Here is a 24938-nt window from a genome sequence, read left to right as displayed (position 1 = left end):
CGCCGGGTGATCGACAATGAACCGAACAGGGATACACATGGCTGACAAATTTGATGTCATCGTGATCGGCGCTGGCCCCGGAGGCTATGTTGCCGCAATTCGTGCTGCCCAGCTGGGCATGAAAGTGGCCTGCGTCGAAAAGTGGGTCAACAAGAGTGGCAAGACCGTACACGGCGGCACCTGTCTGAATGTGGGCTGCATTCCTTCCAAGGCGCTGCTCGAAACGTCTCACAAGTATGTTGAGGCGCGCGACGATTACAGCGAGCTGGGCATCGAGGTCAGTGACGTTCAAATGGACGTCAAAAAGATGATGGCCCGCAAGGAAAAGACCGTTGCCAATCTGACCGGCGGCATCAGTGCGCTTTTCAAGGCCAACGGTGTGACCGCGCTTGAAGGCACGGGCAAGCTGCTGCCGGGTAAAAAGGTCGAAGTGACCGACAAGGACGGCAACAGCGAAACCCATGAAGCCGAAAACGTGGTGATTGCTTCCGGCAGCGTGCCGGTCGAGATCCCCCCGGCGCCGCTGACCGAGGGCCTGATCGTGGACTCCTCCGGTGCGCTGGAATTCCAGGAAGTCCCCGAGCGTCTCGGCGTCATCGGCGCCGGCGTGATCGGTCTGGAGCTTGGCAGCGTCTGGAGTCGTTTGGGCAGTGAAGTCACGGTCCTTGAGGCCATGGACAGTTTCCTGCCGGTAGTTGATGAACAGATCGCCAAGGAAACCAAAAAGCTGCTCGGCAAGCAGGGCCTCGATATTCGTCTGGGCGCACGCGTTACCGGTACCGATATCAAGGACAGCGAAGTTGTCGTGAAATACACCGACAGCAGCGGCGAGCAGGAGCAGACGTTTGACAAGCTGATCGTCTGCGTGGGTCGTCGCCCCTACACTCAGAGTCTGCTGGCCGACGGCACCGGTGTTGAAATCGACGAGCGCGGCTTTATCCAGGTCGATGACACCTGCCAGACCAACGCGCCGGGCGTTTTCGCCATCGGTGACGTGGTCCGTGGTCCGATGCTGGCCCACAAGGGGTCGGAAGAGGGCATGATGGTTGCCGACATCATCCACGGCGAAAAGGCCCAGATGAATTATGACGCCATCCCCAGCGTCATCTACACCGCACCGGAAGTTGCCTGGGTCGGCATGAGCGAACAGCAGGCGAAAAAGGAAGGCTTTGAGGTCAAATCAGGCGTCTTCCCGTTCTCTGCCAGCGGCCGTGCCATGGCCAACAATGCCACTGAAGGCATGGCCAAGGTCGTCACCGACGCCGCTACCGACCGCATTCTGGGCGTCCATATCATCGGCCAGCATGCCGGTGAGCTGATCGCTCAGGGCGTGATTGCGATGGAATTCGGCTCCAGCGCCGAGGATCTGGCGCTGACCTGCTTTGCCCACCCGACACTGTCCGAGGCCGTTCATGAAGCGGCGCTGGCAGTCGAAGGGCACGCGATTCACATGGCAAACCGCAAAAAGCGTTAATGCTTCGACATTGACGTTGAACCTCACTTCGACCGCGGCCGAAGTGAATCGGGATGGGGTGGCAGGCCATGGGCCGACACCCCATCGATCGAGTCCAATGCAACCAATGGCATGAGACGATGAATCTTCACGAGTATCAGTCAAAACAGTTATTTGCTGATTATGGTCTGCCGGTCTCCAAGGGATATGCAGTAGACAGTCCCGAAGAAGCCGCAAAGGCATGTCAGAAAATCGGCGGGGAACGCTGGGTCGTCAAGGCACAGGTGCATGCCGGTGGTCGCGGCAAGGCAGGTGGTGTCAAGCTGGTCACCAGTCCTGAAGAAGCCAGTGCCTTTGCCGAGCAGTGGCTGGGCAAGCAGCTGGTGACCTATCAGACCGATGAAAAGGGCCAGCCGGTCACGAAGATTCTGGTCGAAAACTGCACCGATATCGCCACCGAGCTGTATCTGGGTGCCGTTGTGGATCGCGGTTCACGTCGTATCGTGTTCATGGCATCCACCGAAGGTGGTGTCGAGATCGAGAAGGTGGCTGAAGAGACACCCGAAAAGATCCTCAAGGCGGAAATCGATCCGCTGGTCGGCCCGCAGCCCTACCAGGCGCGCGAGCTGGCGTTCAAGCTGGGCCTGAACAAGGATCAGATCAAGCAGTTCACCAAAATCTTCCTTGGCCTTGCCAAGATGTTTGCCGACAAGGATTTTGCGCTGCTTGAGATCAACCCGCTGGTTATCACCGAAAGCGGCGATCTGCACTGCCTGGATGCCAAGATCAATCTGGACAGCAACGCGCTGTATCGCCATCCCGATCTCGAAGAGATGCGTGATCCCAGCCAGGAAGACGAGCGCGAAGCCAACGCTCAGAAGTGGGAACTCAACTACGTGGCGCTGGATGGCAACATCGGCTGCATGGTCAACGGTGCAGGCCTTGCCATGGGGACGATGGATATCATCAAGCTCTCCGGCGGTCAGCCGGCCAACTTCCTGGACGTGGGCGGCGGCGCCACCAAGGAGCGCGTGGCCGAAGCGTTCAAGATCATCCTGTCCGATACCTCGGTGAAGGCCGTTCTGGTCAACATCTTTGGCGGTATCGTGCGCTGTGACATGATCGCCGAGGGCATCATGGGCGCGGTAGAGCAGGTTGGCGTCAACGTGCCCGTGGTAGTTCGCCTTGAAGGCAACAATGCCGAGCTGGGCACGCAAAAGCTTGCCGAAAGCGGCCTTAACATCATTGCAGCAACCAGCCTGACCGATGCGGCGCAACAGGTGGTTAAAGCAGCGGAGGGCAAATAATGAGTATCCTGATTGACAAGAACACCAAGGTAATCTGCCAGGGATTTACCGGTGGTCAGGGCACGTTCCACTCGGAACAGGCCATGGAATACGGCACCAACATGGTCGGCGGTGTGACGCCGGGCAAGGGTGGTCAGACGCATCTCGGTCTGCCGGTATTCAACACGGTCAGTGAAGCAGTAGAGCAGACCGGTGCGGAAGCCACGGTCATCTATGTGCCGGCAGCCTTCTGCAAGGATTCCATCCTTGAAGCGGCCAATGCGGGCATCAAGCTGATCATCTGCATCACCGAAGGCATTCCGACGCTGGACATGCTGGATGTGAAGGTCAAGTGCGACCAGCTGGGCGTTCGCCTGATCGGCCCCAACTGCCCGGGCGTCATCACGCCGGGTCAGTCCAAGATCGGCATCATGCCCGGCCACATTCACAAGCCGGGCCGTGTCGGCATCGTCTCGCGCTCGGGTACCCTGACCTATGAAGCGGTCAAGCAGACGACCGATCATGGCTTTGGTCAGTCGACCTGCGTGGGTATCGGTGGCGATCCGATCCCGGGCTCCAATTTCATCGACATCCTCGAGATGTTCGAAAAGGATCCCGAGACTGAAGCCATCGTCATGATCGGTGAGATCGGCGGCACGGCTGAAGAGGAAGCGGCTCAATACATCAAGGAGCACGTGACCAAGCCGGTGGTGGCCTATATCGCCGGTGTGACCGCGCCTCCGGGCAAGCGCATGGGCCATGCCGGTGCCATCATTGCCGGCGGCAAGGGCACAGCAGACGACAAGTTCCAGGCACTCGAGGATGCAGGCGTTCGCACCGTGCGTTCGCTGGCGGAAATCGGTGACAAGCTCAAGGAAGCGACCGGCTGGTAAGGTCGTCCAAGAGCGCAAAGACAAAAAGGGAGCCATTCGGCTCCCTTTTTTTATGCGCTTTTCAGGGTCGGGAATCAGATGTCCGAAGGCTTTTCGGCCCTGCGGCCCTCGAAGACCTTTTTCAGCAGCGGCCGGCCGGCCATCATCATGAAAACCGGTGCCCCTGCGATCAGATAAAAATAGTAGGTGACCGCGCGCCAGATCAAAATGGCCGCCGCTGCCGTGCTCTGTCCGACCATTGGCGCCAGCAGTGCCGATGACGACAGCTCGGCGCCGCCGGCCCCGCCCGGCAGCAGCGTCAGCTGACCGGCCGCCATGGAAAGCATTTGCACCAGAAAGGTCCATGCCCAATCCAGATGCTGGCCCAGACCATAGAGCGTGACGAATAAAATGCTGTAGCGCACGATCCAGTGCACGATGCCCAGCCCAAAGGCCAGCGCCAGCGCCGAGCGCGGCAGTCGCAGGGTTTCAGTGAAGGCCTTTTTGAAGATCAGAATACGCCGAACCGTTTTTTGCTGGAGACGTGGGCTGACCTTCATCCTGCTCAGGAACCTGCCGGACACCACCAGAAAGCGGCGGTGATAGCGACCCATCAATATCACGCCCAGCAACGCCAGGCACAAAAGGGTCATCGGCAGGACCAGCATCCAGCCCAGACGTGCATCGATGGAGCGGGTAATGACGTAAATCATCATCGCGATCATCGAGCACAAAAAAAACAGCAGATCGATGATCTGATCCACGGCAAAGATGGCCGTGGTCTGCGCCGGGCGCACGCCACGGCGAGTCAAAAGAGCAATCAGCGTCAGTGGGCCGCCTGTGCCGCCTGGCGTGGCGCAGATGGCAAATTCGGTGGCCATGACCGTGCCGGTCGCACGCATGAGCCCCATTTCCCCGGCGCGTCCGGCCAGCAGGACCCTGAGCTTGGCGCCATTGAGCAGCCAGCACAGCAGGACCATGCCCAGCATCAGGGCGAAGATGCCTGGCGGAAAGCCGGGAAGCAGATGCAATAGATCGCGTCCGCCCAGTAGCACGGGAATTGCCATGACGGCAAAAAGGCCTGCTACCAGCAGCCAGAGAGTTCTTTTCATGACGTTAACTGATCAGGGAGTGGTTCATGTTCGAACGCAGCGGCGCGGGGCGCCCATTCGTTCGACGTCACGACGTTGCCATATCATTGGGCGATGTGCTTGATTGGCGGTGTAGCCAGCTGATCTTGGTGGTCGGCTGATACCCTTCATCAAGCAGGCGACGGATCGTATCAATCCAGTAGCGTCGGGAAATGTCGTGGCGCATGTCCACCGGATGCAGGCCCAGCCGAATCAACGGTTCATGTCGATGACGCCGCCGCGCCCGCTCATTAACCACCCATGACATGCCGCGACGCCAGCGGCTGCGGGCACTCCAGACCAGTGACGGCGCCTTGATGGCCGTATAGTCCGGCAGCCGATAAAGGTGATCGGGGTCGCTGGTGTAGGTAAACCCTTGCGTGGCAAGCGCCCGGCGCGCGCCGTCACCCAGAAGCCATGCCGGCGCTACAAAGCCATCCAGCGGCCAGTCCTGACGGCGAAAGAGTTCGGCGCCGCGCTCCAGCCGCTCAAGCGCTTCATCGTGACCGATCGGGTAGAACTCGCCTTCATAGGTATAGAGTCTGCGCATGAAATAATCGCGCGGGGTGCGCGGGGGCGGCGCATCATCACAGTGATAGAAACCATGCAGCGCCAGCTCATCGCCTCGCGCCATGCGCTGATGCAAAAGACGCAGCATGCCGGGATCTTCAAAGGTATTGCTGCGATGATGAAAATCCGGCACCACCAGCCAGGTCATGGGGATCTGGCCCAGACAATCGATCTCCTCGACAAAAGAGCGATAGTCGGGCCAGGTGGCAGGCGCAATGTCATGCAGTACCAGTGCAAATTCCCTGTCAGCCATGCTGTACGCTCGCCCTTGCCGTTGTGCTGATGCCCAGCAGCTCCTGATAGTGATGCGTGACACCCTGCACCACAATGTTCCAGTCGTGATGGCGCTCGACATGCGCGCGCGCTTTCAGACCCATGGCTCGGGCGTCGTTTTCAAACAGCGCAAGAATGCTTTGCATCATGTCATCGCTGTCCAGCGGCTGGCACAGCATACCGCACCCCTCCGGAACATTTTCGGCCAGTGCCCCGGCGCGTGTTGCGACCACCGGAATACCACAGGCCATGGCTTCCAGCACGACCAGACCGAAGGTTTCCTGAGTGCCGGCATGCAGCAGGGCGTCGCTGCTGGCGAAGTAGCGCGCGATCTCGGCGGTCGGGCAGAAATGGTTGATCACCGTCACGTTGTCCGGCACCTGGGTCGGCATGGAGGAGCCGACCAGCAACAGGTGATAGGGCGATTGTCCCCGACCGGCAAGCTTTCGCATCGCCTCCAGCAGGACATGAAGGTTTTTCTCCTGCGAGCCGCGTCCGGCAAAGACCAGCAATCGGGTGTCCTCGGACAGCCCCAGCTCGGTCTTGACGCTGTTATCGCGCAGGGAAGGATGAAACGTTGTCAGATCCACCCCCAGCGGCTGAACGCGAACGTGCTGGATGCCGAGCCCTTCAAGTCGCTGCGCCATTACGTTGCTGGGCGCCAGCACCCGGTCATAATGGGCGTAAAGCCTTTTGATGTAGGTGTTGATCACCGGTCGTGACCAGTTGCCCAGCCGATTGCTGATCATGGTTGGCAGATCGGAGTGATAAAAGGCCACAAGAGGAATATCCAGATCGCGGGCACCGGCAATGGCCGCCCAGCCGACCGTATAAGGATCACCTGCCTCGACCAGATCCGGGCGAACATCGCTCAGCGCACGACGCCATGGCCCGCGGGTCAGTGGAAAGCGATAGCCGTTGCTGAACGGCAGGGGCGCGGCCGGCACATTGACGCGGTGGTCATCCGCCTGGTGCGTATAGGCCTCTCCCGGCACCAGCAGCGTATGCCGAACATCGGCGGTAGCGTTCAAGCGACGGCGTTTGGCATCGAGATAGGTACGCACGCCACCGCTGGATGGCGCATAAAACATGGTCATGTCGGCAATATGCACTACGCCGATACCTCCTCGAACCGCACGTATTGGATCAAACAGCAACCCACACCCTGAAGGCGCAGGCTGTCAGCAGGCGCCCTAGTATAATGTGTCAATCTGATGACTGCCGCCGTAATGGGTAACAGTCTGTAGCCCTGACGCCAATGGCATCTGTCCGCCCTGACAGGCAGGGCGGACAGACGATTCAGGCAGGGCGAGCGACCAGAGAGCGGGTCTCTTCGCGCGCTTCGATCAGGATGACGTTGACGACATCGCCCAGACGATAGCGCAGTTCGCCACCAATGCTGATCATGCCTTCCTTGTCGTCAATGGCAACGGCGTCGCGGTCGGTATGCAGCATGGAGGCCGGCACGAAGGCTGAAGCGCCATTGGCCGGCAGGCGAACCCGCAGGCCACCCCGTCGGATATCGACGATTTCACCTTCAAAAGGCGTCTCGCTGGTGACGGCATCGGCCAGATAGCGAACGTAGAGCCAGTCCTTGACGTCACGCTCTGCCATGCGATTCAGGCGCCGACGCTCGCTGAGATGATCGGTCACCGAGACCTCGACGGCCTTGTCGTGCTCGGCGTCGCCACGCAGCACCTGCTTGATCAGGCGGTGGTTGATCATGTCGCCGTATTTGCGGATTGGCGAGGTCCAGGTGGCGTAGGCCGGCAGGCCCATGCCGAAGTGCGGCCCGGGTTCGGTCTGCATGACGCTGTAGCCCTGAAAGCGGCGAAGACGTGCATCCAGCCAGGCATCGCGGCGCTCGTCGAGCTGATGGCGCAGCGCGCGCCAGGACGCGATATCGTTGAACTGCTCCGGCGTGGCCTCGACCGACTGGCTGGCGAGAAACGCCTGCGCCTGCTCGGCCTTCTCGGTTGCAATGCCCTGATGGACGTTGAAAATGCCGTGGCCGACGTTGTCGCTGAGCAGATTGGCGCAGCAGACATTGGCCGCGATCATGGCCTCTTCCACCATGCGGTGACCGATCCGACGCTCTTCGGTCACGATGTCCAGCACGTTGCCGGTCTCATCGAGTTTGAAGACATAGTCGGGGCGGTCGGCAAAGACCAGCGCGTGCTGCTGACGCCACGTCTGGCGCGCCCGGGTCAGACCCGCCAGCGCCTTGAGCTGGGCGTCACCGTTTTCAAAATCCGGCGTCCACGAAGGCGTTGTTTGCGCCTCCAGCGCCTCGAGATAGTCGGAGACCTGCTCATAGTTCAGGCGCGCCTTTGAGCGCACGGTGGCGGCCTCAAAGTGATAGTCGCCGATCACGCCTTCGGCATCGACTTCCAGGGTGCAGACCAGCGCCTGGCGATCTTCATCCTGTTTGAGCGAACAAAGATCATCGGCCAGCGGCTCGGGCAGCATGGTGACGTTCTGGCCCGGCAGATAGACAGTGAACGCGCGCTGACGTGCTTCCTGATCGACGGCATCGCCGCGTTCGACGTAAGCCGTGGGGTCGGCAATGGCCACTTTCATGCGGAAGCGGCCGTCGTCGAGCGCCTCGACGCTGAGTGCGTCGTCCATGTCAGTGGTGGTGGCATTGTCGATGGTAAAGAAGGGCACCTCGGTCAGGTCAGTGCGCTCCAGGCCTTCCTCGCGCAGCGGCCAGCTGTCGCCGGCTTCCGGGGAGGCCTGCTCCAGTGCATGACGCGCCAGCGTCACACGCCAGGGCACCGAGGCGTGGGCACTGGTGGCGATGATTTCATCGACCTGAACGAAAAAGCCGCGATCGTTTTCACGCAGGGGATGACGCAGCAGATGCGTGACCACCCAATCGCCTTCGTTGAGCGAGCTCTCCTCGATACTGCGATGCGTGCGGGCACGCAGCGGCGTATTGATGGAGGGGTGATCCGGAACGACAGACAAACGCCCGTCACGCTTTTTGACGCGACCGATGAAGCGGCCGAGTCCGGCTTCGATCAGGCTTTCCGGCTCGACACTCTTGCGTTCTTTCTCCTCGTTGAGCACGGCTTCGACACGATCACCGTGTACGACCTGCTTCATGGCGGGGGGCGGCACGAAAAAGGACTGGCCGTCATCGGTTTCCAGAAAACCGTAACCCTTGTCGGTGGCCTTGATCACACCGGTCACACGGGGCGTTTTTTCACGGATATTTTGCTTGAGCTGGGCGAGCTGGCTGTTGTTCGAGAGCATCTCGTTAATCGGTTAGGGAATCGGGGGCCCACTATAAGGCCTCATACGAGCGGGTGAAAGAGCCACCCCTTCGGGTGAAGGGATGACGCAGGTCCGGAGTTTATCCCGGTATCCATTCAATGGGCTGCTGACCGTCGAGCAAAACGAGCTTATCAACCGGAGTCGTTTTGCGACCCAGCAGGGTCAAAAGCGTCGTGGCGGCGTTGTCGCAAGAGACATTGCCGGTGGTGGCACTGGCCTGATCGGTGTCGACATCAAGCGCGTCAAACCATGCTCTTCGATGGTCGTCGCATCCCGCCGGGTGGCCAGTGCGGACGAGTGGATTACAAGGGGGTGAACAGCTCGACCGATGGCGTTGATAATCAATGGGGCCTTATCGATGCCTCCTGTCTAAAGGCTCTGTCTGGAGACGAGACCTTGCCTGAAGACAGTGCAACGCTGAAGATACGTCCGTATCGAGTCGAGGGGTCGTGAAGGGGATCTACCACGACGCTTTTGACAACGCAGGCCATGCATGGAAAGACAGGGAAGCGGGCGATGACACTGGAAGGCAACATACTGACCCCCGAAGGCTGGTTCAGAGGTGAGCTGATCATCAGACAAGGGCGGGTCGCCGGTATCAGCGGCACGCCGGTTAATCCCGAGGACAATGACGCCCCTCGCATTCTCCCGGGGTTTATCGACCTGCACGTCCATGGCGGTGGTGGTGCCGATCTCATGGAGGGCGGCGATGCGCTGGCAACGCTTGCTCGTACGCATGCCCGATTCGGCACCACCAGCCTTTTGGGTACCAGCATGACGGCCTCCCGTGAGGCGCTGATCACCGCCTTTCGAGCCGCCGGGCAGGTCATGGCCGCGCCGCCTGCACGGGCTGCCGATATTCTGGGCATCCATCTCGAAGGCCCCTTTATCAGTCCGGACATGCTGGGCGCCCAGCCGCCGTATGCCCGACCCGGGACGCTTGAAGCCTTTGACGAGCTTGATGCGCTTGCCCCCATTCGCGTTATCACCATCGCACCGGAGATCGACGGGCACATGGCGCTGATCGAGGCGCTGGCCGCGCGAGGTGTCCGGGTGCAGATCGGACACAGCGCTGCCACCCATGATCAGTGTGTCGACGCCCTTGCGGCCGGTGCTCGAGGGTTTACCCATCTGTATAACGCCATGGGCGGGCTGCATCATCGTGCCCCCGGTGTTGTGGGGGCAGCTCTGGCCCATGGCGATTTTGCCGAGCTGATCGGCGATCTGGTGCATGTCGAGGCCGGGGCCCTGCTTGCCGCCCGCCGCGCCATACCGCATCTTTATGTGGTCACCGATGCCACGGCCGCCGCCGGTATGCCTGAAGGCGAATACCGCTTGGGCGAGCATCGGGTGTTCAAGCAGGGCAACAGCGTGCGTCTGGCCGATGGGGGACTGGCCGGCAGCGCCCTGACCATGGATGTGGCGCTGCGCAATCTGACAGGACTCGGGCTGTCGCTTGCCGAAGCCTCGCAGCGCCTGTCGCTGTGGCCGGCCCGCTATCTGGGGTTGAGTGATCGTGGCGTACTGGCACCGGGCTGTCGGGCCGATATCGTGGCCCTTTCACCGCAGCTTGATGTCGAGCAGGTATGGGTCGCCGGTACCCCGGTCATTACGTGATCACAACGATTGTCCGTTCTTTTTTCTGACCGCAAGCCGGGAGAGCCATCATGTCATTGATGCGCGATGAGGCGCTGAGTGCGCCACAACGAATTGCCGAGCAGTGGCGTGTCAATCGCGACACCATGGCCCGGCTGGGCGATGAACTGCGTGGGCAGCCACTACATGGTGCCATGACCGTGGCGCGTGGCAGCTCCGATCATGCGGCCGGCTATTTTGCCCGGCTGATGATGCAGATGACCGGCCGCCCCTGTACGTCACTGCCGCTATCACTGTGTACGCTGGATGACACCGCCTGGCAGCTCAAAAATACGCTGTCGCTGGCGGTATCACAGTCCGGTCGCAGCCCGGATCTGATCGAAGCGCAACAGGCCCTGAAAAGCGGCGGTGCCCTGAGCCTTGCCATGGTCAATGCCACTGATTCACCGCTGGCCCTTGGGGCCGACCACGTCATCGATATACAGGCCGGCGAAGAAAAAAGCGTGGCCGCGACCAAAAGCTTTCTGGCCACGCTCTCCGCCAGTGCCTCGGTGATGGCCCACTGGCAGCGCGATCATGCCCTGCTTGAAGGACTCAAGGCACTGCCCGAAGCACTGGATCAGGCCTGCCGTCATGAGTGGGGCGAGGGCGTCGAGGCGCTGCGTAATGTCGACCGGCTTTTTGTTATCGGCCGGGGCAGTGGTTTGCCCATCGCGCAGGAAGCGGCGCTCAAGTTCAAGGAGACCTGCGTCATTCAGGCGGAAGCCTTCAGCGGCGCCGAAGTGCAGCACGGGCCGATGGCGCTGGTGGGGCGTGACTATCCGGTGCTGATTCTGGCGCCGAAAGGGAATACGCAGGCAGGGCTGATCGAGCTTGCCGACACCTTTCGCGACCGTGGTGCGCGGGTGCTGCTGGCCGCCGATGCTGCGGTGGCCTCACGTGATCTCACCATTGCTGACGCTCCGCATGAGGCGTTGGCACCACTTTGTGCCATTCAGAGCTTTTATCTCATGATTGAGGCGCTTTCTGTCGCGACAGGGCATGATCCCGACCGCCCCGAATTTCTCAACAAGGTCACCCAGACGCGCTGACCACGCGCCTGGGTGATGGCTCACAGGACGGCCATGACGCCATGACAACGACAACAGGATCTTCTCATGCCCGATACTGCTGAACCGACGCACGCCCGGACACTACTGTATGCGCCTCTAAAAGCGGTGCTGGTGCCGCTTGATCAGGTGCCCGACCCCGTCTTTGCTCAGCAGACCATGGGCCCGGGTATCGCGCTCGAACCGCTGGAGTCGCAGCTTTTTGCACCCTGTGACGGCGAGATTGTGCATCTGGCGCGTACGCGCCACGCGCTGACCCTGAAAACCGATCAGGGCTGCGAGATTCTGATTCATCTGGGCCTTGATACCGTGGATCTTGAAGGCGAGGGCATTACTGCGCACGTGGCCCCGGGTGATCGCGTTACATGTGGCGATCTGCTGTGGGATTTCGATGCGGATCTATTGGCCTGTCGGGCGCTGAGTCTGGTGACGCCGCTGGTAGTGACCAGCAACGATCAATGGCGCTGTGAATTGGCAGATACCGCCTCTTCCGGTCGGGTGATCGAGCGTGGCGAGGCGTTGATGACGCTGGTGGCGCTTGCAGTGTCAGCGCCGGACGCGACGCCGGAAGGCAGCAACCATGAGTATCGCGAGCAGGTCACGCTGGCGCTGGCGGCGGGGCTGCATGCCCGGCCGGCGGCGCGTCTTCGCGGCATTGCCCGACAGCACGGTTGTACGCTCATGCTCGAGCGTGGCGAGCATGAGGCCGATGCGGCCAGTTTGACGGCGCTGCTGGGGCTTTCCCTGCGTCAGGGCGATACTCTGACCGTCATCGCCCGTGGTTCCAGCGCCGCGGCGGCACTAAGGGAGGCCGTCACGCTTTTAAGCACGCCCGAGGCCGGCGAAGACGATCCGGGGCACGGTGAACCATCCGTTGAGGACACGCCGAGCGTACCGGCAGGTGATGACGCCACCTGCCACGGACTGATGGCCAGCCCGGGGCTGGCCGTTGGCCCGCTGGTGCGTCTTGAGCGTCCGCGCATTGATGTCAGCGAAGACCGCACGGAAAGCGCCGAGGTTGTCGGTCGCCAGCTGAAGGCGGCCATCAGCGCGCTCAATGACACGCTGATCACGGAGATTGAACAGGCACGCACCGAAGGGCGGCGCGAAGAGACCGATATTCTGGAGGCGCATCAGGCCTGGCTGGATGACCCGGCCCTGCTCAATGAAAGCCTTGCGCTTATCGAGGCCGGGCGCAGCGCTGCCTTTGCCTGGCGCGAGGTGCTTGAAGGCCGCATCAAGGAGCTGCGCCAGAGTGAGAGCCGGCTGCTGGCCGCGCGCGGCGATGACCTGCGCGATCTGCAGGCGCGGCTTCTGGCCCTGCTGGTGCCGGACGCTGCAGCGGCGAGCCATTTCGAGATGGCGCCGGGTGCTATCGTGGTGGCGGAGGAGATCACGCCGTCACAGTTTCTGGCGCTGGATCGCATCGCCCCTGCCGGACTGTGTCTGGCCGGCGGTGGCACCACCTCGCACGTGGCGCTGCTGGCGCGCGCGCGCGGTCTGCCCTGTCTGGCGGCCATGGGGTCTCGAGTGCTGGAGATCATGGCCCACCACGATGGGGCCGTGGTCATTCTGGATGCACAGCAAGGGGTGCTGACCTTCCAGCCCGAGGACGAACAGCTCGACACCGCCCGCGAGCAGATCGAGCAGGCCCGGTGGCGTGCGGCGCTCGAGCGACAGGTCGCCCATGAGCCTGCCCATACGCGCGACGACGTGCTGATCGAGGTTTGTGCCAACGTCGCCGGTGCCGATGAGGCCCGCATCGCCTTTGATGCCGGCGCCGACGGCATCGGATTGATGCGCAGCGAATTTCTCTTCATGGCGCGCTCACAGGCCCCGGATCAGGAGATGCAGCGCGGGATCTATCAGCAGGCGATGGAGGCCATGGGGGATCATCCGGTCATCATTCGCACGCTGGATATCGGCGCCGACAAGCAGCTGGACTATCTGGCCCTGCCTGCCGTGCCCAACCCGGCACTGGGCACGCGCGGCATCCGTCTGATGACGCGCCATCAGAGTCTTCTGGACACGCAGCTGCGGGCACTGCTGGCCGTGACACCGCTGGAGCGTCTTCACATCATGGTGCCGATGGTCACCGAGGCTGCCGAGCTTGTGGCCGTGCGTGAGCGGCTCAATACCCTGGCGCGTGAGATGAATCTCGAAGGTCGGCCCAGGCTGGGGGCAATGATCGAGGTGCCCGCCGCGGCCCTGTGCGCCGATCAAATCGCGCGTGTGGCGGATTTTCTCTCCATCGGTACCAATGACCTGACCCAGTACACCCTGGCCATGGACCGTGAAGACCCGGATCTGGCCGGGCGCGCCGATGTGCTGCACCCGGCCGTACTGCGCCTGATCGACATAACGGTGAAGGGTGCCGCCATGCATCAGTGTCCGGTCGGGGTATGCGGCGCCGCGGCAGGCGATCCGCAGGCCTGGGCGGCGCTGGTCGCACTCGGTGTGAATGAACTATCGGTGGAGCCGGCACGCGTGGCCGCCGTCAAGGCCGGTGTGCGACGCCTCGACCGGGCTGCGCTGTCATCCTTGCTGCGCGAATGGCTTGATGAGGCCATCGATAGCGTCACGCTGCGAGCGCGCCTTGCGCAATGGCTACAGGAACACGCCTCGACCGCCCATACAGATGCCATAACCACGGATGCCACAACAACCGACAGGGGAGTACCGCGCGATGCGACTTGATTTCATGGGGGCGCTTCAGCAGCTGGGACGCTCGCTCATGCTGCCCATTGCGGTACTGCCCATTGCCGGACTGCTGCTGCGCATGGGCCAGCCTGACCTGCTGGACATTGCCTTTATTGCCCAGGCCGGTAACGCCATTTTTGAAAATCTGCCGCTGATCTTTGCCATCGGCGTGGCCGTGGGCATCGCTGATGACAGCAACGGCGCCGCCGGTCTTGCCGGGGCGATCGGTTATCTGGTCATTACGGCGGTGCTCGAAGCTCTCAATCCCGACATCAATATGGGGGTGCTGGCCGGCATCATTGCCGGTGTGGTGGCCGGACTCTGGTACAACCGCTGCAAGAATATCGCGCTGCCCGATTATCTGGCCTTTTTTGCCGGACGGCGCTTTATTCCGATCGTCACCGGTCTGACCGCGCTGGCGCTGGGCTGGATATTCGGCTGGGTCTGGCCGCCGGTTCAGACGGCCATCGACCAGAGCGGGCAGTGGATGATCGACTCCGGTGAGCTGGGCCTTTTTGTCTACGGCACGCTCAATCGGCTGTTGATCGTGACCGGGCTGCATCACGTGCTCAACTCGCTGGTGTGGTTTGTCTTCGGCAGCTATGAAGGCGCCACCGGTGACCTTCACCGTTTCTTTGCCGGCGACCCGAACGCTGGCAGCTTCATGACCGGCTTTTTCCCGGTGATGATGTTCGGCCTGCCGGCGGCGGCGCTGGCGATGTATCACACCGCCGCGAAGGATCAGCGCGCCCGGGTGGGCGGCATGCTCTTTTCGCTGGCACTGACCGCCTTTCTGACCGGTATTACCGAGCCGCTGGAATTCACCTTCATCTTTCTGGCGCCGGTGCTCTACGCCGTGCACGCCCTGCTGACCGGGGTGTCGATGGCGCTGATGAGCTGGCTGGACGTGAAACTCGGTTTTACCTTCTCTGCCGGCCTGTTCGACTACCTGCTCTCCTATGGACTCTCCAGCCGCGGCTGGCTGCTGATTCCGGTCGGATTGTTGTATGCCGCGTTGTACTACATGATTTTTCGCTGGGCCATTGTCCGCTTTGATCTGAAAACGCCGGGGCGTGATGACGTGGCACCGGCGCCGGTCGCTTCCAACGACGGCGAGGTACCGGCGCGCGGCCCGGCCTTTGTCACGGCGCTTGGAGGCAGTGACAATCTGACCTCGGTGGGCGCCTGTACGACGCGGCTGCGGCTGGTGGTCAAAGAGGCCGAGCAGATCGACGAAGCCGCACTCAAGGGTCTGGGCGCTCGCGGTGTCCTTAAACTCAATGGTGGGCATCTGCAGGTCGTCATGGGGCCGATTGCCGATGGCGTGGCAGAAGACATTCGCACTGCCCTGCGTGAGCGTGGCAGGACAGTGGAAACCCCCAATATCGCGCAGGCCATGGCGCCATCTGCCGAGCAGGACAGATCGTCTCAGAGTGGCCTGAAGGATGCCGAGCTGTCGCGCTGGCTGGAGGCGCTCGGCGGCGTGGACAACCTGCGACGCAGTGAGCTGGTGGCACTGTCGCGCGTGCGCCTTGAAGTTAAAGCGTCCTCGCGCCTTGATCATGGCGCGCTGTCATCGCTGGGCGCCGCTGGCGTGCAGCGCCTTGATGAGCACTGTCTGCATCTGGTGCTGGGCGAGCAGGCCTGGATCGTGGCACAGCAGCTGCAAACGGAGATTCAGCGCGATGACCGCTGATGACATCCTTCTGGTGGGCGTCGACGGCGGCGGCAGCGGCACCCGTCTGCGGGCGCAGTGGCGGGGCCGCTGTGTCGAAGTCACGGCCGGCCCGTCAGGGCTTGGTCTGGGGGTGGCGCGCGCCTGGCAAACGATTCTCGAGGCCTTGGAAAAGGCGCAGCGGATGCTGGGGACAGCGCTGCCCACCACGCAGTGCCGGCTGGCACTGGGGCTTGCCGGCGTCAACCAGGCGTCATGGCGCGAGGCCTTTTTGGAAAACGCGCCGAAACTGGCCGGCCTGAGACTGGAAAGCGACGCCTTTACCACGTTGATCGGTGCCCATCGGGGCCAGCCCGGCGCCATCGTGGCGCTGGGGACTGGCAGTATTGGCGAGGCGCTGCATGACAACGGCCGGCGGGTCGGGGTGGGCGGCTACGGCTTCCCCTCGGGCGATGAGGCCAGCGGTGGCTGGCTGGGGCTGCGCGCGAGCCGCCACGCGCAGCACGCACTCGATGGGCGCGCCGCGCCGGATGATTTTTCCCGCGCGCTGTGCGAGGCGATGTCGAATCTGTCACAAACCCCCGTGAGCTGTGCGGCCACGTTGACCCACTGGCTCTCCGGTGCCGATCAGACCCGGTTTGCAGCACTTGCCCCGGTGGTCATCAACCACAGCGAGCATCCGGTCGCGCGGTCGCTGCTCACGCAGGCAGGCGAGGATATTGCGCTCATGTATCGCGCGCTGGATTCGGGGGAGCAGCTGGCGCTGGCGCTGTGCGGCGGGCTTGCCCGAGCGCTTGACCCCTGGGTGCCGGAAGGCATCAGGCCGCACCTGGCTGACCCGCTGGGCAGCAGCGTTGAGGGGGCGCTACGGCTGGCAGGCGAGCCGGGCACATCATCACAAAGCGCTCAGGCGCTACAATGAGCGTCTGCCATGGTGGCTTTTACTGCGTACAGGAGATTGCATGACGCCTCATCTGATCGTGACCGATCTGGATCGAACGCTGCTCAACGCCGATCATGGCCTTGATGACATCACCGTTGACACCTTTCAGGCGCTCGAGCGTCAGGGCCATTCGCTGGCGATTGCCTCGGGGCGTCACTATCAGGACATTCGCGAAATCCGGCGCCAGCTCGGCGTCAATGCTCATATCATCTCGGCCAACGGGGCGCATCTGCACGGGCCGGACGATCAGCTGATTCACGAAATTCTGGTGCCGGCGGATATCGTGCGCACGCTTTTGGAAATGGATGTGCCGGGCGAGGTGCGCATCAATCTTTATACCAGTGATCGCTGGCTGATCGATGCGCCCGAGCCGAAACTTCTGGCCTTTCATGAAAGCACGGGCTTTACCTATGACGTGGTCGACATGGCCGGGGTGGATGGTCAGCAGGTCGGCAAGCTGCTCTTTATCGGCGACCCTTCGCTGCTCAAGGCGATCGAGACGCGCGTTCGCGCCCACTTCGAGGATCGTACCCACATCACCTATTCCCTTGAGAACTCGCTGGAGGTGATGGACCGGGAGGCCTCCAAGGGGCAGATGCTCAACCGTCTGGCGGCACAGCTTGATATCCCGATATCGCGCACTGTCACCTTTGGTGACAACCTCAATGACACGGATATGCTGCAAAACGCCGGCCGCGCCTTTGCGATGGGCAATGCCCACCCCGAGCTTTTGACCCGCGCCCCCAATGCCGAGCTGATCATGGCGCACACCGAAGCCGGTGTTGCCATCAAGCTGCGCGAGCTGTTTGCGCTTTAAAAAAATGACCCGGCCGAAAGGCCGGGTATCGATGATGCTTGAGGCGGTCGGTCTCAAGCGTTGTCGGCCTTCCCCTTATTGGCCTTGCCATCATCCACACGCTTCATCTGCTGCCAGAGCTGGCGGCGCAGGTCGGACAGTTTCGGAGCACGATCATCCTCGAAGGGGAGCGGGCGCAGCATTTTGAGAGTGCGAATGCCCAGTCGCGCGGTCAGAAGGCCGCTGGCCATGCCCTGACCGGCTCGGCTGGAAAGTCGGCTGGCCAGATTCATCGATAGAAGATCCATGCTCACCTCGGTGGCCAGTTCACTGGCACCGGCAAATGCCATGTTGGCAAGCACTGCGCGAAACAGGCGCAGGCGACTGGCATAGCCCAGCTCCAGGCCGTATAGCGCGGCCAGACGGTCGATCATGCGCAGGTTGCGCCAGGCCATCAGTCCCATGTCGATCAGCGTGACGGGGCTGATGGCCACCAGCAGGGCCGTTTCGCTCGACATGCGGGTGATCAGCTGGCGGGCGCTGGCATCCCGCGGGGCCAGCACGTAGTGGTTGAAAAGGTCCCGGGTTTCGCGAGCGTTGTGATGGGTCTGGCGGGCGTTCAGAAAGTCCTGCCAGTGCGGGTCACGATCTCCCAGCCCCATCTGCTGGCGCAGCCGGTTGCACAGACCCTGCATGCGATCACCATCCATCTGCGTGTCCATGATGTGGGTATCGATGTCTTCTCGCAGACGCGCGTGTCGGCGCAGCCGTTTGAGCCGAAAGAGTTCCCGGGTCAGTGATGTGCCGGCCAGCGTCACCACACCCAGCCCCAGAACGCTCCAGGCGCCGCTGACCCAGTCGCCGCCAAACCAGGCGTTCTGGAAGGTCTCGACGGCCTGAACGCCGCCCATGATCAGCGTGCCCGCCAGAACGCTCAAAAGACCCCAGCGGCGCTTTTTGGGTTTCGCCAGCGCATGATCAAGAGCGTTGTCGACCTGCTCGGGCGGCGCATTCTCCTCGAGCGGGTGATGCACGCTGTCGAGTTGATAGCGCGCGCCGGGTGCCGGGTCCACCGGTATAAAATGCTGCTCGAAGACAGGCGCCTCGGAGGTGGGCTCGGCCGTGGTCGTGGCCTCATCGCGAACATCAAAGCGTTTGCCGGGACGTGGATCGTTCATCGCAGCTTGTCTCCCAGTAGCCAGTCCAGCGCACTGTCCATGCGAATGTGGGGCAGGGCTTCCCCGGCGGCCTGAGTCGCCGGCTTGAAGGCTGTAAAATCAAACCCCTGACGCTGCCAGAAATCGGCATCCGGCAGGCGCGGCGGCACTTCACCCGGAAACATCAGAACTTCTTCGCCTGACTCGGTCGTGCCCTTGAGCGCCGGATGACGCTTGCCGTCGTGTTCGACCGTACGGGCCTGCGTGGCACGGATGGCGGCCAGCGACAGTGACTTGACCGGCACGTCGGCGTAGCGCAGATCCCGCAGCGGTTCGGCCATCAGCGCCTCAACCAGTGACAGCAGGTTGTCGTGCTGCTCGGGGGTGACGTGGTCGGCCTTGGTGGCGGCAATGGCCAGCCGGTCGATGCGCGGATTGAACAGACGTGACATCAGGCTGCGGCTGCCGTAGTCAAAGCTTTGCATCAATGTGGCGATGGCGCGGCGCAGATCGTCAAAAACGTCGGGTCCGGCATTGAGCGCCGAGAGGACATCCACCAGCACGATCTGGCGGTCAAAACGGCGAAAGTGCTGGCGGTAGAAGGGGCCGATGACCGTGCGCTTGTAGTGCTCAAAGCGTCGGGCCAATGTTTGATAGTTGCTGTCGGGGGGAAGCTCGGCAAGCCGCGCCGGGTCGCCGAGCTGTTCCAGCGGCCACGGAAAGAACTGCAGGACCGGCGCGCCATCCAGCTCGCCGGGCAGCAGAAAACGCCCCGGTTGCACCCAGGTGTAGCCGCCTTCATTGCGGGCGCTGTTGAGCGAGCGGGCATATTCGGCGCTGATATCGGCCAGCTGCTGCTCGTCGGCAGTGGCTGCCGGGTCGAGCGTGCTGACCTGCGCCAAAAAGGCTTCGGCAAAGCGGCGCCGGCGCCCGGTCAATTGGGTGCCAAGGGCTTCACACCACTGCTGATAGCTCTGGCGCAGCATGGGCAGATCCAGCAGCCACTCGCCGGGATAGTCGATCAGATCCAGCGTCAGGGTGCGCTGCTCGCCCAGAAAATGACGGCTGTTGGTACGGCTTTTGTAGCGGATCAGCAGGCGAAGCTCGCTGATGCCCCGGGTTGGCGAGGGCCAGTCGGGCGGCGTGCCCTCGAGCGACGCCAGGGCCTGGTCATAGGGAAAGCGGGGCACGGACAGGTCCGGCTGACTCTGGCGCTGGGCGCCCAGCAGTCTGCCTTCGCGGGCGCAGCTCATCATGTCCAGGCGTGCATCAAGACCTGCATGGCGCAGCTGATTGACCAGCGAGGTCAAAAAGGCGGTCTTGCCGGCGCGCGACAGGCCTGTGACCGCCAGGCGCACCTGCCGATCAAGGCTGCGTTCGAGCCAGTCACCGGCATAACCGGGCAGCGATAGCGGCATGGTTGTCCTTGTTCACGATCATTATTAAATGGTGGGTCTCGATTGTAGCGAATTGCATGTTATAGCGCCTGAAAGCAATGTGATTGGTAACATGGCACACAACGTCTATAGTCTATTCAGCGCTGTACGTTGCATGCAGCCTCCCCGGCCGGGGCAAGGGCATAACATTCAAGCAAGGTGGTTATCAGGGAGAAGACCATGAGCATTATTCTTTGGCTGATCATTGGCGGTCTGGCTGGCTGGATTGCCGGCAAGATCATGCGCGGTGGCGGCTTCGGTATCCTGGGCAATATTATCGTGGGTATCGTGGGTGCCGTACTGGGTGGTGCCATCTTCAGCATGCTGGGTATCGGTTCCAACAACATCATTGGATCACTGGTGGTGGCGGTTATCGGCTCGGTGATCCTGCTGTGGCTGGTGTCCCTGATCAAGGGCAAGGGTAACGGCAAGGTCTGAACCTGCCCCGTTAATCCTCCCTGCGACGCCCGGCCATGCCGGGCGTCGTTGTTTGTGTGGTCGTTGTCCGTGTCAAAAATCCCGCGTTGAACCAGCATGATCCGCCATCGCCGACGCTATTATGTGAGTTTTTTCATCAGATGCGCTTCTGATCTCCTCGAACCGTTCGCCGGTCAATATCGATCAATTCGACCCACCCTTGATGCCAGATCCCCTGGCCGCCATCAATTATGTTAAATGCGACTTGCGGCCTGCCTTGAAGCCGTCAGCAGGGTGGAGAGATGATGGTTACATCAGATGCTCATGGATTTGAAAGGGCGCAGGTATCGAATTTCGAGCCAAAAGCTTTCACAGGATAAGTTCTGACAACATGACCGGTAATTGTTTTTTTCAGAGGGCAAAATTTATCTACGCTTAAGGGCCGCAAGACGTCACGAATAATGGAGTGGTCAGTTTCCTGACACGTTGATCACAGGTAGTCGGGCGTTTTTGTGAGGCGCCGCCGATGGACAGGCAGGCCGGCAGCGATTCACTGCCGAATTTGATAAGGAGAAGATACCGTGGCAAATAATCCCTATAGCGCGTCCAACAATGACGGTCCGCACGACACTGATTTCAAAACCAGTGATCAAAGCAAGAATGAAAGCCTTGAGCAGTTTCGCAACGATGCTGAAGGCCATGACCTGCGTACCAACAACGGCGTACGCATTGCCGACAACCACAACTCCCTGAAGGCAGGTGAGCGTGGTCCGACGCTGATGGAAGACTTCATCTTCCGCGAGAAGATGAACCACTTTGACCATGAGCGTATCCCTGAGCGTATCGTGCATGCCCGTGGCGCCGCCGCGCACGGTGTGTTCGAGGCCTACCCGGAAGCCGAGCAGTATTCAAAGGCAGCGGTATTCAAGGCCGGCAAGCAGACGCCGACCTTTGTACGCTTTTCCACCGTGCAGGGCTCGCGTGGCTCCAACGATACCGTGCGTGACGTGCGTGGCTTCGCCACCAAGTTTTATACCGAAGAGGGCAACTGGGATCTGGTTGGCAACGACATGCCAATCTTTTTCATCCAGGACGCCATCAAGTTTCCCGACTTCGTGCACGCTGTAAAGCCCGAGCCGCACAACGAGATTCCGCAGGGTCAGTCGGCGCACGATACCTTCTGGGATTTTGTTTCCCTGATGCCGGAGTCGGCGGCCATGGTGCTGTGGACCATGTCCGATCGCGCCTTTCCGCGCAGCTATCGTTCCATGGAAGGTTTCGGGATCCATACTTTCCGACTGGTCGACAAGCAGGGCAAGTCGCGCTTTGTGAAGTTTCACTGGAAGCCGCTGGCAGGCACCTACTCCTTTATCTGGGACGAGGCGCAGCTGCTGTGGGGCCGTGATCCGGACTTCAACCGTCGCGAGATGGCCACCGATATCAGCAACGGTGACTATCTTGAGTGGGAACTGTGCGCCCAGATCATCGAGGAAGAAGACGAGCACAAGTTCGACTTCGACATTCTGGACGCGACCAAACTGATTCCCGAAGAGATCGTGCCGGTCACACCGTTGGGCAAGCTGACGCTCAACCGTAACCCGGACAACTACTTCGCCGAGACCGAGCAGGTCGCGTTTAATCCGGGACACATCGTGCCGGGGATCGACTTTACCAACGATCCGTTGCTGCAGGGTCGTCTGTTCTCCTATCTCGATACCCAGATGCTTCGCCTGGGCGGGCCGAACTTCAAGGAGATCCCGATCAATCGTCCGGTTACGCCGGTGCATAACAATCAGCGTGACAGCTTCCATCGCATGACGATCAACAAGGGTCAGGCTTCCTACGAGCCCAACTCGATTGACGACGGCTGGCCGCGTGAAACGCCACCGGCGGCGGAAAACGGCGGGTTCGAATCGGTCAACGAGCGCGTGGATGCCCACAAGGTTCGCGCTCGTAGTGCCTCTTTTGCCGATCACTACTCGCAGGCCACGCTGTTCTGGAACAGCCAGACGGATGTGGAAAAGGAACACATCGTTCAGGCCTATGCCTTCGAGCTGTCCAAGGTCGAGCGTCCGTGGATTCGTGAGCGCGTGATCCAGCAGATCCTGCCCAACATCGATCTGGATCTGGCCCGTCGTGTCGGTGAGATTCACGGCATCGAGGCACCGACAGAAAAGCCGGCTTCGGCAGAAGAGCTGGGCAAGAGCACGCTGACCGAGTCGCCCTCGCTGAGTCTGATGGCGCGTCTGCCCGGTAATATCAAATACCGCAAGGTGGCCATTCTGGTTGCCGACGGGGTGGATCTTGACCAGGTCACGGCGCTGCAGTCGAAGCTCAAGGCCGAAGGCGCGCAGGGCATGATCATTGCGCCGACCATGGCGCCGGTAAAAGCCAGCAACGGCAATACCATTACGCCGGATGCCATGCTCAACGGTCTGCCGTCGGTCACCATGGATGCGGTACTGATTGCCGGCGGCGCGCAGAGCATTGAAACGCTCAAGGCCAGCGGTCAGGGTCGCTACTATCCGCAGGAAGCCTGGAAGCACCTGAAGGTGATCGGCGCCGTAGGCGAGGGCAAGGATCTTCTTGAGGCCGCCAACATCAAGATGGATGAAGGCGTGCTGACCGGTGATAGTGTCGATGCCATCTTTGATGACTTCAAAAAGGCACTGGGTCAGCATCGAGTGTGGAGCCGTAATCCGGAGGCCAACACTCAGCCGGCCTGATACTGCTGCTGAAACAGACAGTGTCATGACTGAAAACCCCGGCCATGCCGGGGTTTTTCATATCATGGGCCGTATTAACATATTATGACCATCCGGAGTGGACGTTCGCGTGCGAGCTGCGTATGTTGCTTGCCAAACCGGCATCTGTCAGTCATCTGCCAAAAGGCATGGCGGATTTGCCCCGCTTACGTCAGTGCTTTGAGTGGATATCATGGCCTCTTCCAAAGAGCGATTTATCGGACTTGAGTGGCTGAGATTCTTTCTCGGTCTCTACATCGTCATCTTTCATACCCTGCATAACTACCCGTCCATCAGAAGCTGGTCGGGCTATGTCACGGATCTGGGTTTTTTCTCGACCAGTACCTTTTTTATCCTGTCGGGCTTTTTGCTGGCGCATGTCTATCTCAACGATCAGCGCGAGATGCGCGAGCCGGCCAAAAGCTTTTTGACCAAGCGGTTTGCCAATCTGTATCCGATCCATATCGGCTCCTGTCTGCTGGCCATGGCGGTATCGGCAGGCGTTGGCTATCTGGCCCTGACAGCCCAGGATGCCGGCACCTCGCTGCGCTTTGTGCTCTATGACGTCAACAACGACACCGGTATCGTCAACCCCGAGGCGCTGCGCCACACCATGGGTGACGTGGAGCTCTGGTTCAATGTGGTACTTAATGTGTTCATGCTGCACGCATGGAACCCCTACTATCTGACGTTCAATCCGCCGTCCTGGTCGATCTCGGCGCTGTTTTTCTTCTATCTGACCTTTCCCTTCATCGCGCCCCGGCTGATGAAGATCAAAAGAACACGGCTGGCCATTTTGATGACCAACCTGATCTATCTGGTGCCGCCGCTGATTGTGATCGCCTTTACGCCCTTTGATATGCCGGAAACGGGGATTTTGCATCGTAATCCGATCATTCGACTGCCCGAATTCATTGCCGGCATTTTGCTGTGCGCCTTTTACATGCAGCAAAAAAAGGCCGGCAGGCTACTTGAGCTGCGCGGCAAGCTGTTGCTGGCGCTCTATATCGCAGTGTGCTGTCTGGTCGCCACCTGGCTGCTCGAGCAGGGCAGAGCCTGGTACTACCTGTTGCACAACGGGTTGCTGCTGACTGCTGAAATGGCACTGATCTATCTGTGCGTGCACATTCCCACGCCCGGCAGCGAGCGACTGACCAAATTTGCCGGACGTCTTGGCGGGGCATCGCTGCCCATGTTTGCCCTGCATGTGCCGCTTTATGTCATCTTCACCCGAAGCGAGCAGATCCTGAAGGGCGAGCCATCCCTGTGTGCTGACAATCTGCGCCTGTGTCTGGCGGCGGCCGGTGAGATCTCCATATGGCTTTATCCGGTTTATCTGCTGATGACCGTGATTCTTTGCGTTCTCTTTCAGGAGCAGTTTGTCGTACGTATTCGCCGCTGGATTCTAAGCTGGATGCTGCCCTCGGCCCCTGCGCGCCAAAAGACACATGCCGAGCGAATGGCTGACCCGCGCGAACCCCGCTGAGACAAGGGGGCGGTTC

The 24938-nt window shown here is 61.1% G+C and carries 18 protein-coding genes; 12 read left to right on the top strand and 6 right to left on the bottom strand.

What is annotated here, in order from left to right; translation table 11 throughout:
- The first annotated feature begins 37 nt into the window (after positions 1-37).
- The 3 genes from lpdA to sucD all read left to right on the top strand — a co-directional run bounded on the left by lpdA (position 38) and on the right by sucD (position 3632).
- The gene (gene lpdA / locus ACS92L_RS06360; RefSeq protein WP_438767840.1) at positions 38-1474 is read left to right on the top strand and encodes a dihydrolipoyl dehydrogenase; all 1437 of its coding nucleotides are present in this window, start codon (positions 38-40) and stop codon (positions 1472-1474) included.
- A 119-nt stretch (positions 1475-1593) separates the two neighbouring features.
- Complete coding sequence (sucC, locus tag ACS92L_RS06355; RefSeq protein WP_438767838.1) at positions 1594-2760, top strand: ADP-forming succinate--CoA ligase subunit beta; 1167 nt, start codon at positions 1594-1596, stop codon at positions 2758-2760.
- Positions 2760-3632 (top strand): succinate--CoA ligase subunit alpha, encoded by an 873-nt coding sequence (gene sucD, locus ACS92L_RS06350; protein WP_438767836.1) that lies wholly within the window; start codon positions 2760-2762, stop codon positions 3630-3632. Before sucC ends, sucD begins: the two co-directional genes overlap by 1 nt.
- Positions 3633-3706: 74 nt before the next feature.
- Here sucD and ACS92L_RS06345 read toward each other — a convergent pair whose 3' ends face one another.
- The 4 genes from ACS92L_RS06345 to ACS92L_RS06330 form a co-directional block, all read right to left on the bottom strand.
- Positions 3707-4723 carry a lysylphosphatidylglycerol synthase transmembrane domain-containing protein gene (locus ACS92L_RS06345; RefSeq protein WP_438767835.1) on the bottom strand — a complete coding sequence of 339 codons (1017 nt, stop codon included), beginning with the start codon at positions 4721-4723 and terminating at the stop codon, positions 3707-3709.
- Positions 4724-4790: 67 nt separating this feature from the next.
- The gene (locus tag ACS92L_RS06340) at positions 4791-5564 is read right to left on the bottom strand and encodes a DUF2334 domain-containing protein (protein WP_438767834.1); all 774 of its coding nucleotides are present in this window, start codon (positions 5562-5564) and stop codon (positions 4791-4793) included.
- Positions 5557-6696, bottom strand: coding sequence for a glycosyltransferase family 4 protein (locus tag ACS92L_RS06335; RefSeq protein WP_438767832.1), 1140 nt, complete (start codon positions 6694-6696; stop codon positions 5557-5559). Before ACS92L_RS06335 ends, ACS92L_RS06340 begins: the two co-directional genes overlap by 8 nt.
- Before the next feature lie 187 nt (positions 6697-6883).
- The gene (locus tag ACS92L_RS06330; protein ID WP_438767829.1) at positions 6884-8842 is read right to left on the bottom strand and encodes an exoribonuclease II; all 1959 of its coding nucleotides are present in this window, start codon (positions 8840-8842) and stop codon (positions 6884-6886) included.
- A gap of 537 nt (positions 8843-9379) precedes the next feature.
- On the opposite strand from ACS92L_RS06330, the gene nagA reads away from it, so the two are divergent.
- From nagA to ACS92L_RS06300, 6 genes are all read left to right on the top strand, one after another.
- Positions 9380-10480 (top strand): N-acetylglucosamine-6-phosphate deacetylase, encoded by a 1101-nt coding sequence (gene nagA / locus ACS92L_RS06325; protein ID WP_438767828.1) that lies wholly within the window; start codon positions 9380-9382, stop codon positions 10478-10480.
- 50 nt (positions 10481-10530) lie between these two features.
- Complete coding sequence (locus ACS92L_RS06320; RefSeq protein ID WP_438767826.1) at positions 10531-11550, top strand: SIS domain-containing protein; 1020 nt, start codon at positions 10531-10533, stop codon at positions 11548-11550.
- 66 nt (positions 11551-11616) lie between these two features.
- On the top strand, positions 11617-14265 hold the full coding sequence (gene ptsP / locus ACS92L_RS06315; RefSeq protein ID WP_438767824.1) for a phosphoenolpyruvate--protein phosphotransferase: 2649 nt from the start codon (positions 11617-11619) through the stop codon (positions 14263-14265).
- Entirely contained in the window at positions 14255-15964 is a 1710-nt protein-coding gene (gene nagE, locus ACS92L_RS06310) for an N-acetylglucosamine-specific PTS transporter subunit IIBC (protein ID WP_438767822.1), read from the top strand. Before ptsP ends, nagE begins: the two co-directional genes overlap by 11 nt.
- Positions 15954-16865 carry a BadF/BadG/BcrA/BcrD ATPase family protein gene (locus ACS92L_RS06305; RefSeq protein ID WP_438767821.1) on the top strand — a complete coding sequence of 304 codons (912 nt, stop codon included), beginning with the start codon at positions 15954-15956 and terminating at the stop codon, positions 16863-16865. Before nagE ends, ACS92L_RS06305 begins: the two co-directional genes overlap by 11 nt.
- A 40-nt stretch (positions 16866-16905) precedes the next feature.
- Positions 16906-17703, top strand: a complete 798-nt coding sequence (locus tag ACS92L_RS06300; protein WP_438767819.1) for an HAD family hydrolase — start codon at positions 16906-16908, stop codon at positions 17701-17703.
- Positions 17704-17756: 53 nt separating this feature from the next.
- On the opposite strand, the gene ACS92L_RS06295 is transcribed toward ACS92L_RS06300, so the two are convergent.
- Positions 17757-18860 carry a YcjF family protein gene (locus tag ACS92L_RS06295; RefSeq protein ID WP_438767817.1) on the bottom strand — a complete coding sequence of 368 codons (1104 nt, stop codon included), beginning with the start codon at positions 18858-18860 and terminating at the stop codon, positions 17757-17759.
- The gene (locus ACS92L_RS06290; RefSeq protein ID WP_438767816.1) at positions 18857-20257 is read right to left on the bottom strand and encodes a YcjX family protein; all 1401 of its coding nucleotides are present in this window, start codon (positions 20255-20257) and stop codon (positions 18857-18859) included. Before ACS92L_RS06290 ends, ACS92L_RS06295 begins: the two co-directional genes overlap by 4 nt.
- 198 nt (positions 20258-20455) lie before the next feature.
- Between ACS92L_RS06290 and ACS92L_RS06285 the strand changes: the two genes are divergently transcribed.
- From ACS92L_RS06285 to ACS92L_RS06275, 3 genes are all read left to right on the top strand, one after another.
- Positions 20456-20713: a GlsB/YeaQ/YmgE family stress response membrane protein gene (locus ACS92L_RS06285; RefSeq protein ID WP_438767815.1), complete on the top strand. Its 258-nt coding sequence runs from the start codon at positions 20456-20458 to the stop codon at positions 20711-20713.
- Between the two features lie 560 nt (positions 20714-21273).
- Positions 21274-23418, top strand: a complete 2145-nt coding sequence (gene katE, locus ACS92L_RS06280) for a catalase HPII (RefSeq protein WP_438767814.1) — start codon at positions 21274-21276, stop codon at positions 23416-23418.
- Positions 23419-23629: 211 nt separating this feature from the next.
- A complete protein-coding gene (locus ACS92L_RS06275; protein ID WP_438767813.1) occupies positions 23630-24922 on the top strand; it encodes an acyltransferase family protein in 1293 nt (430 codons plus the stop codon).
- Positions 24923-24938: the final 16 nt, after the last annotated feature.

Source organism: Kushneria halocnemicola, from assembly GCF_965650455.1.
Classification (GTDB): domain Bacteria; phylum Pseudomonadota; class Gammaproteobacteria; order Pseudomonadales; family Halomonadaceae; genus Kushneria.
The sequence above is the reverse complement of the archived record's forward strand: the minus strand, read 5'-3'. Positions and strand labels throughout refer to the sequence as shown.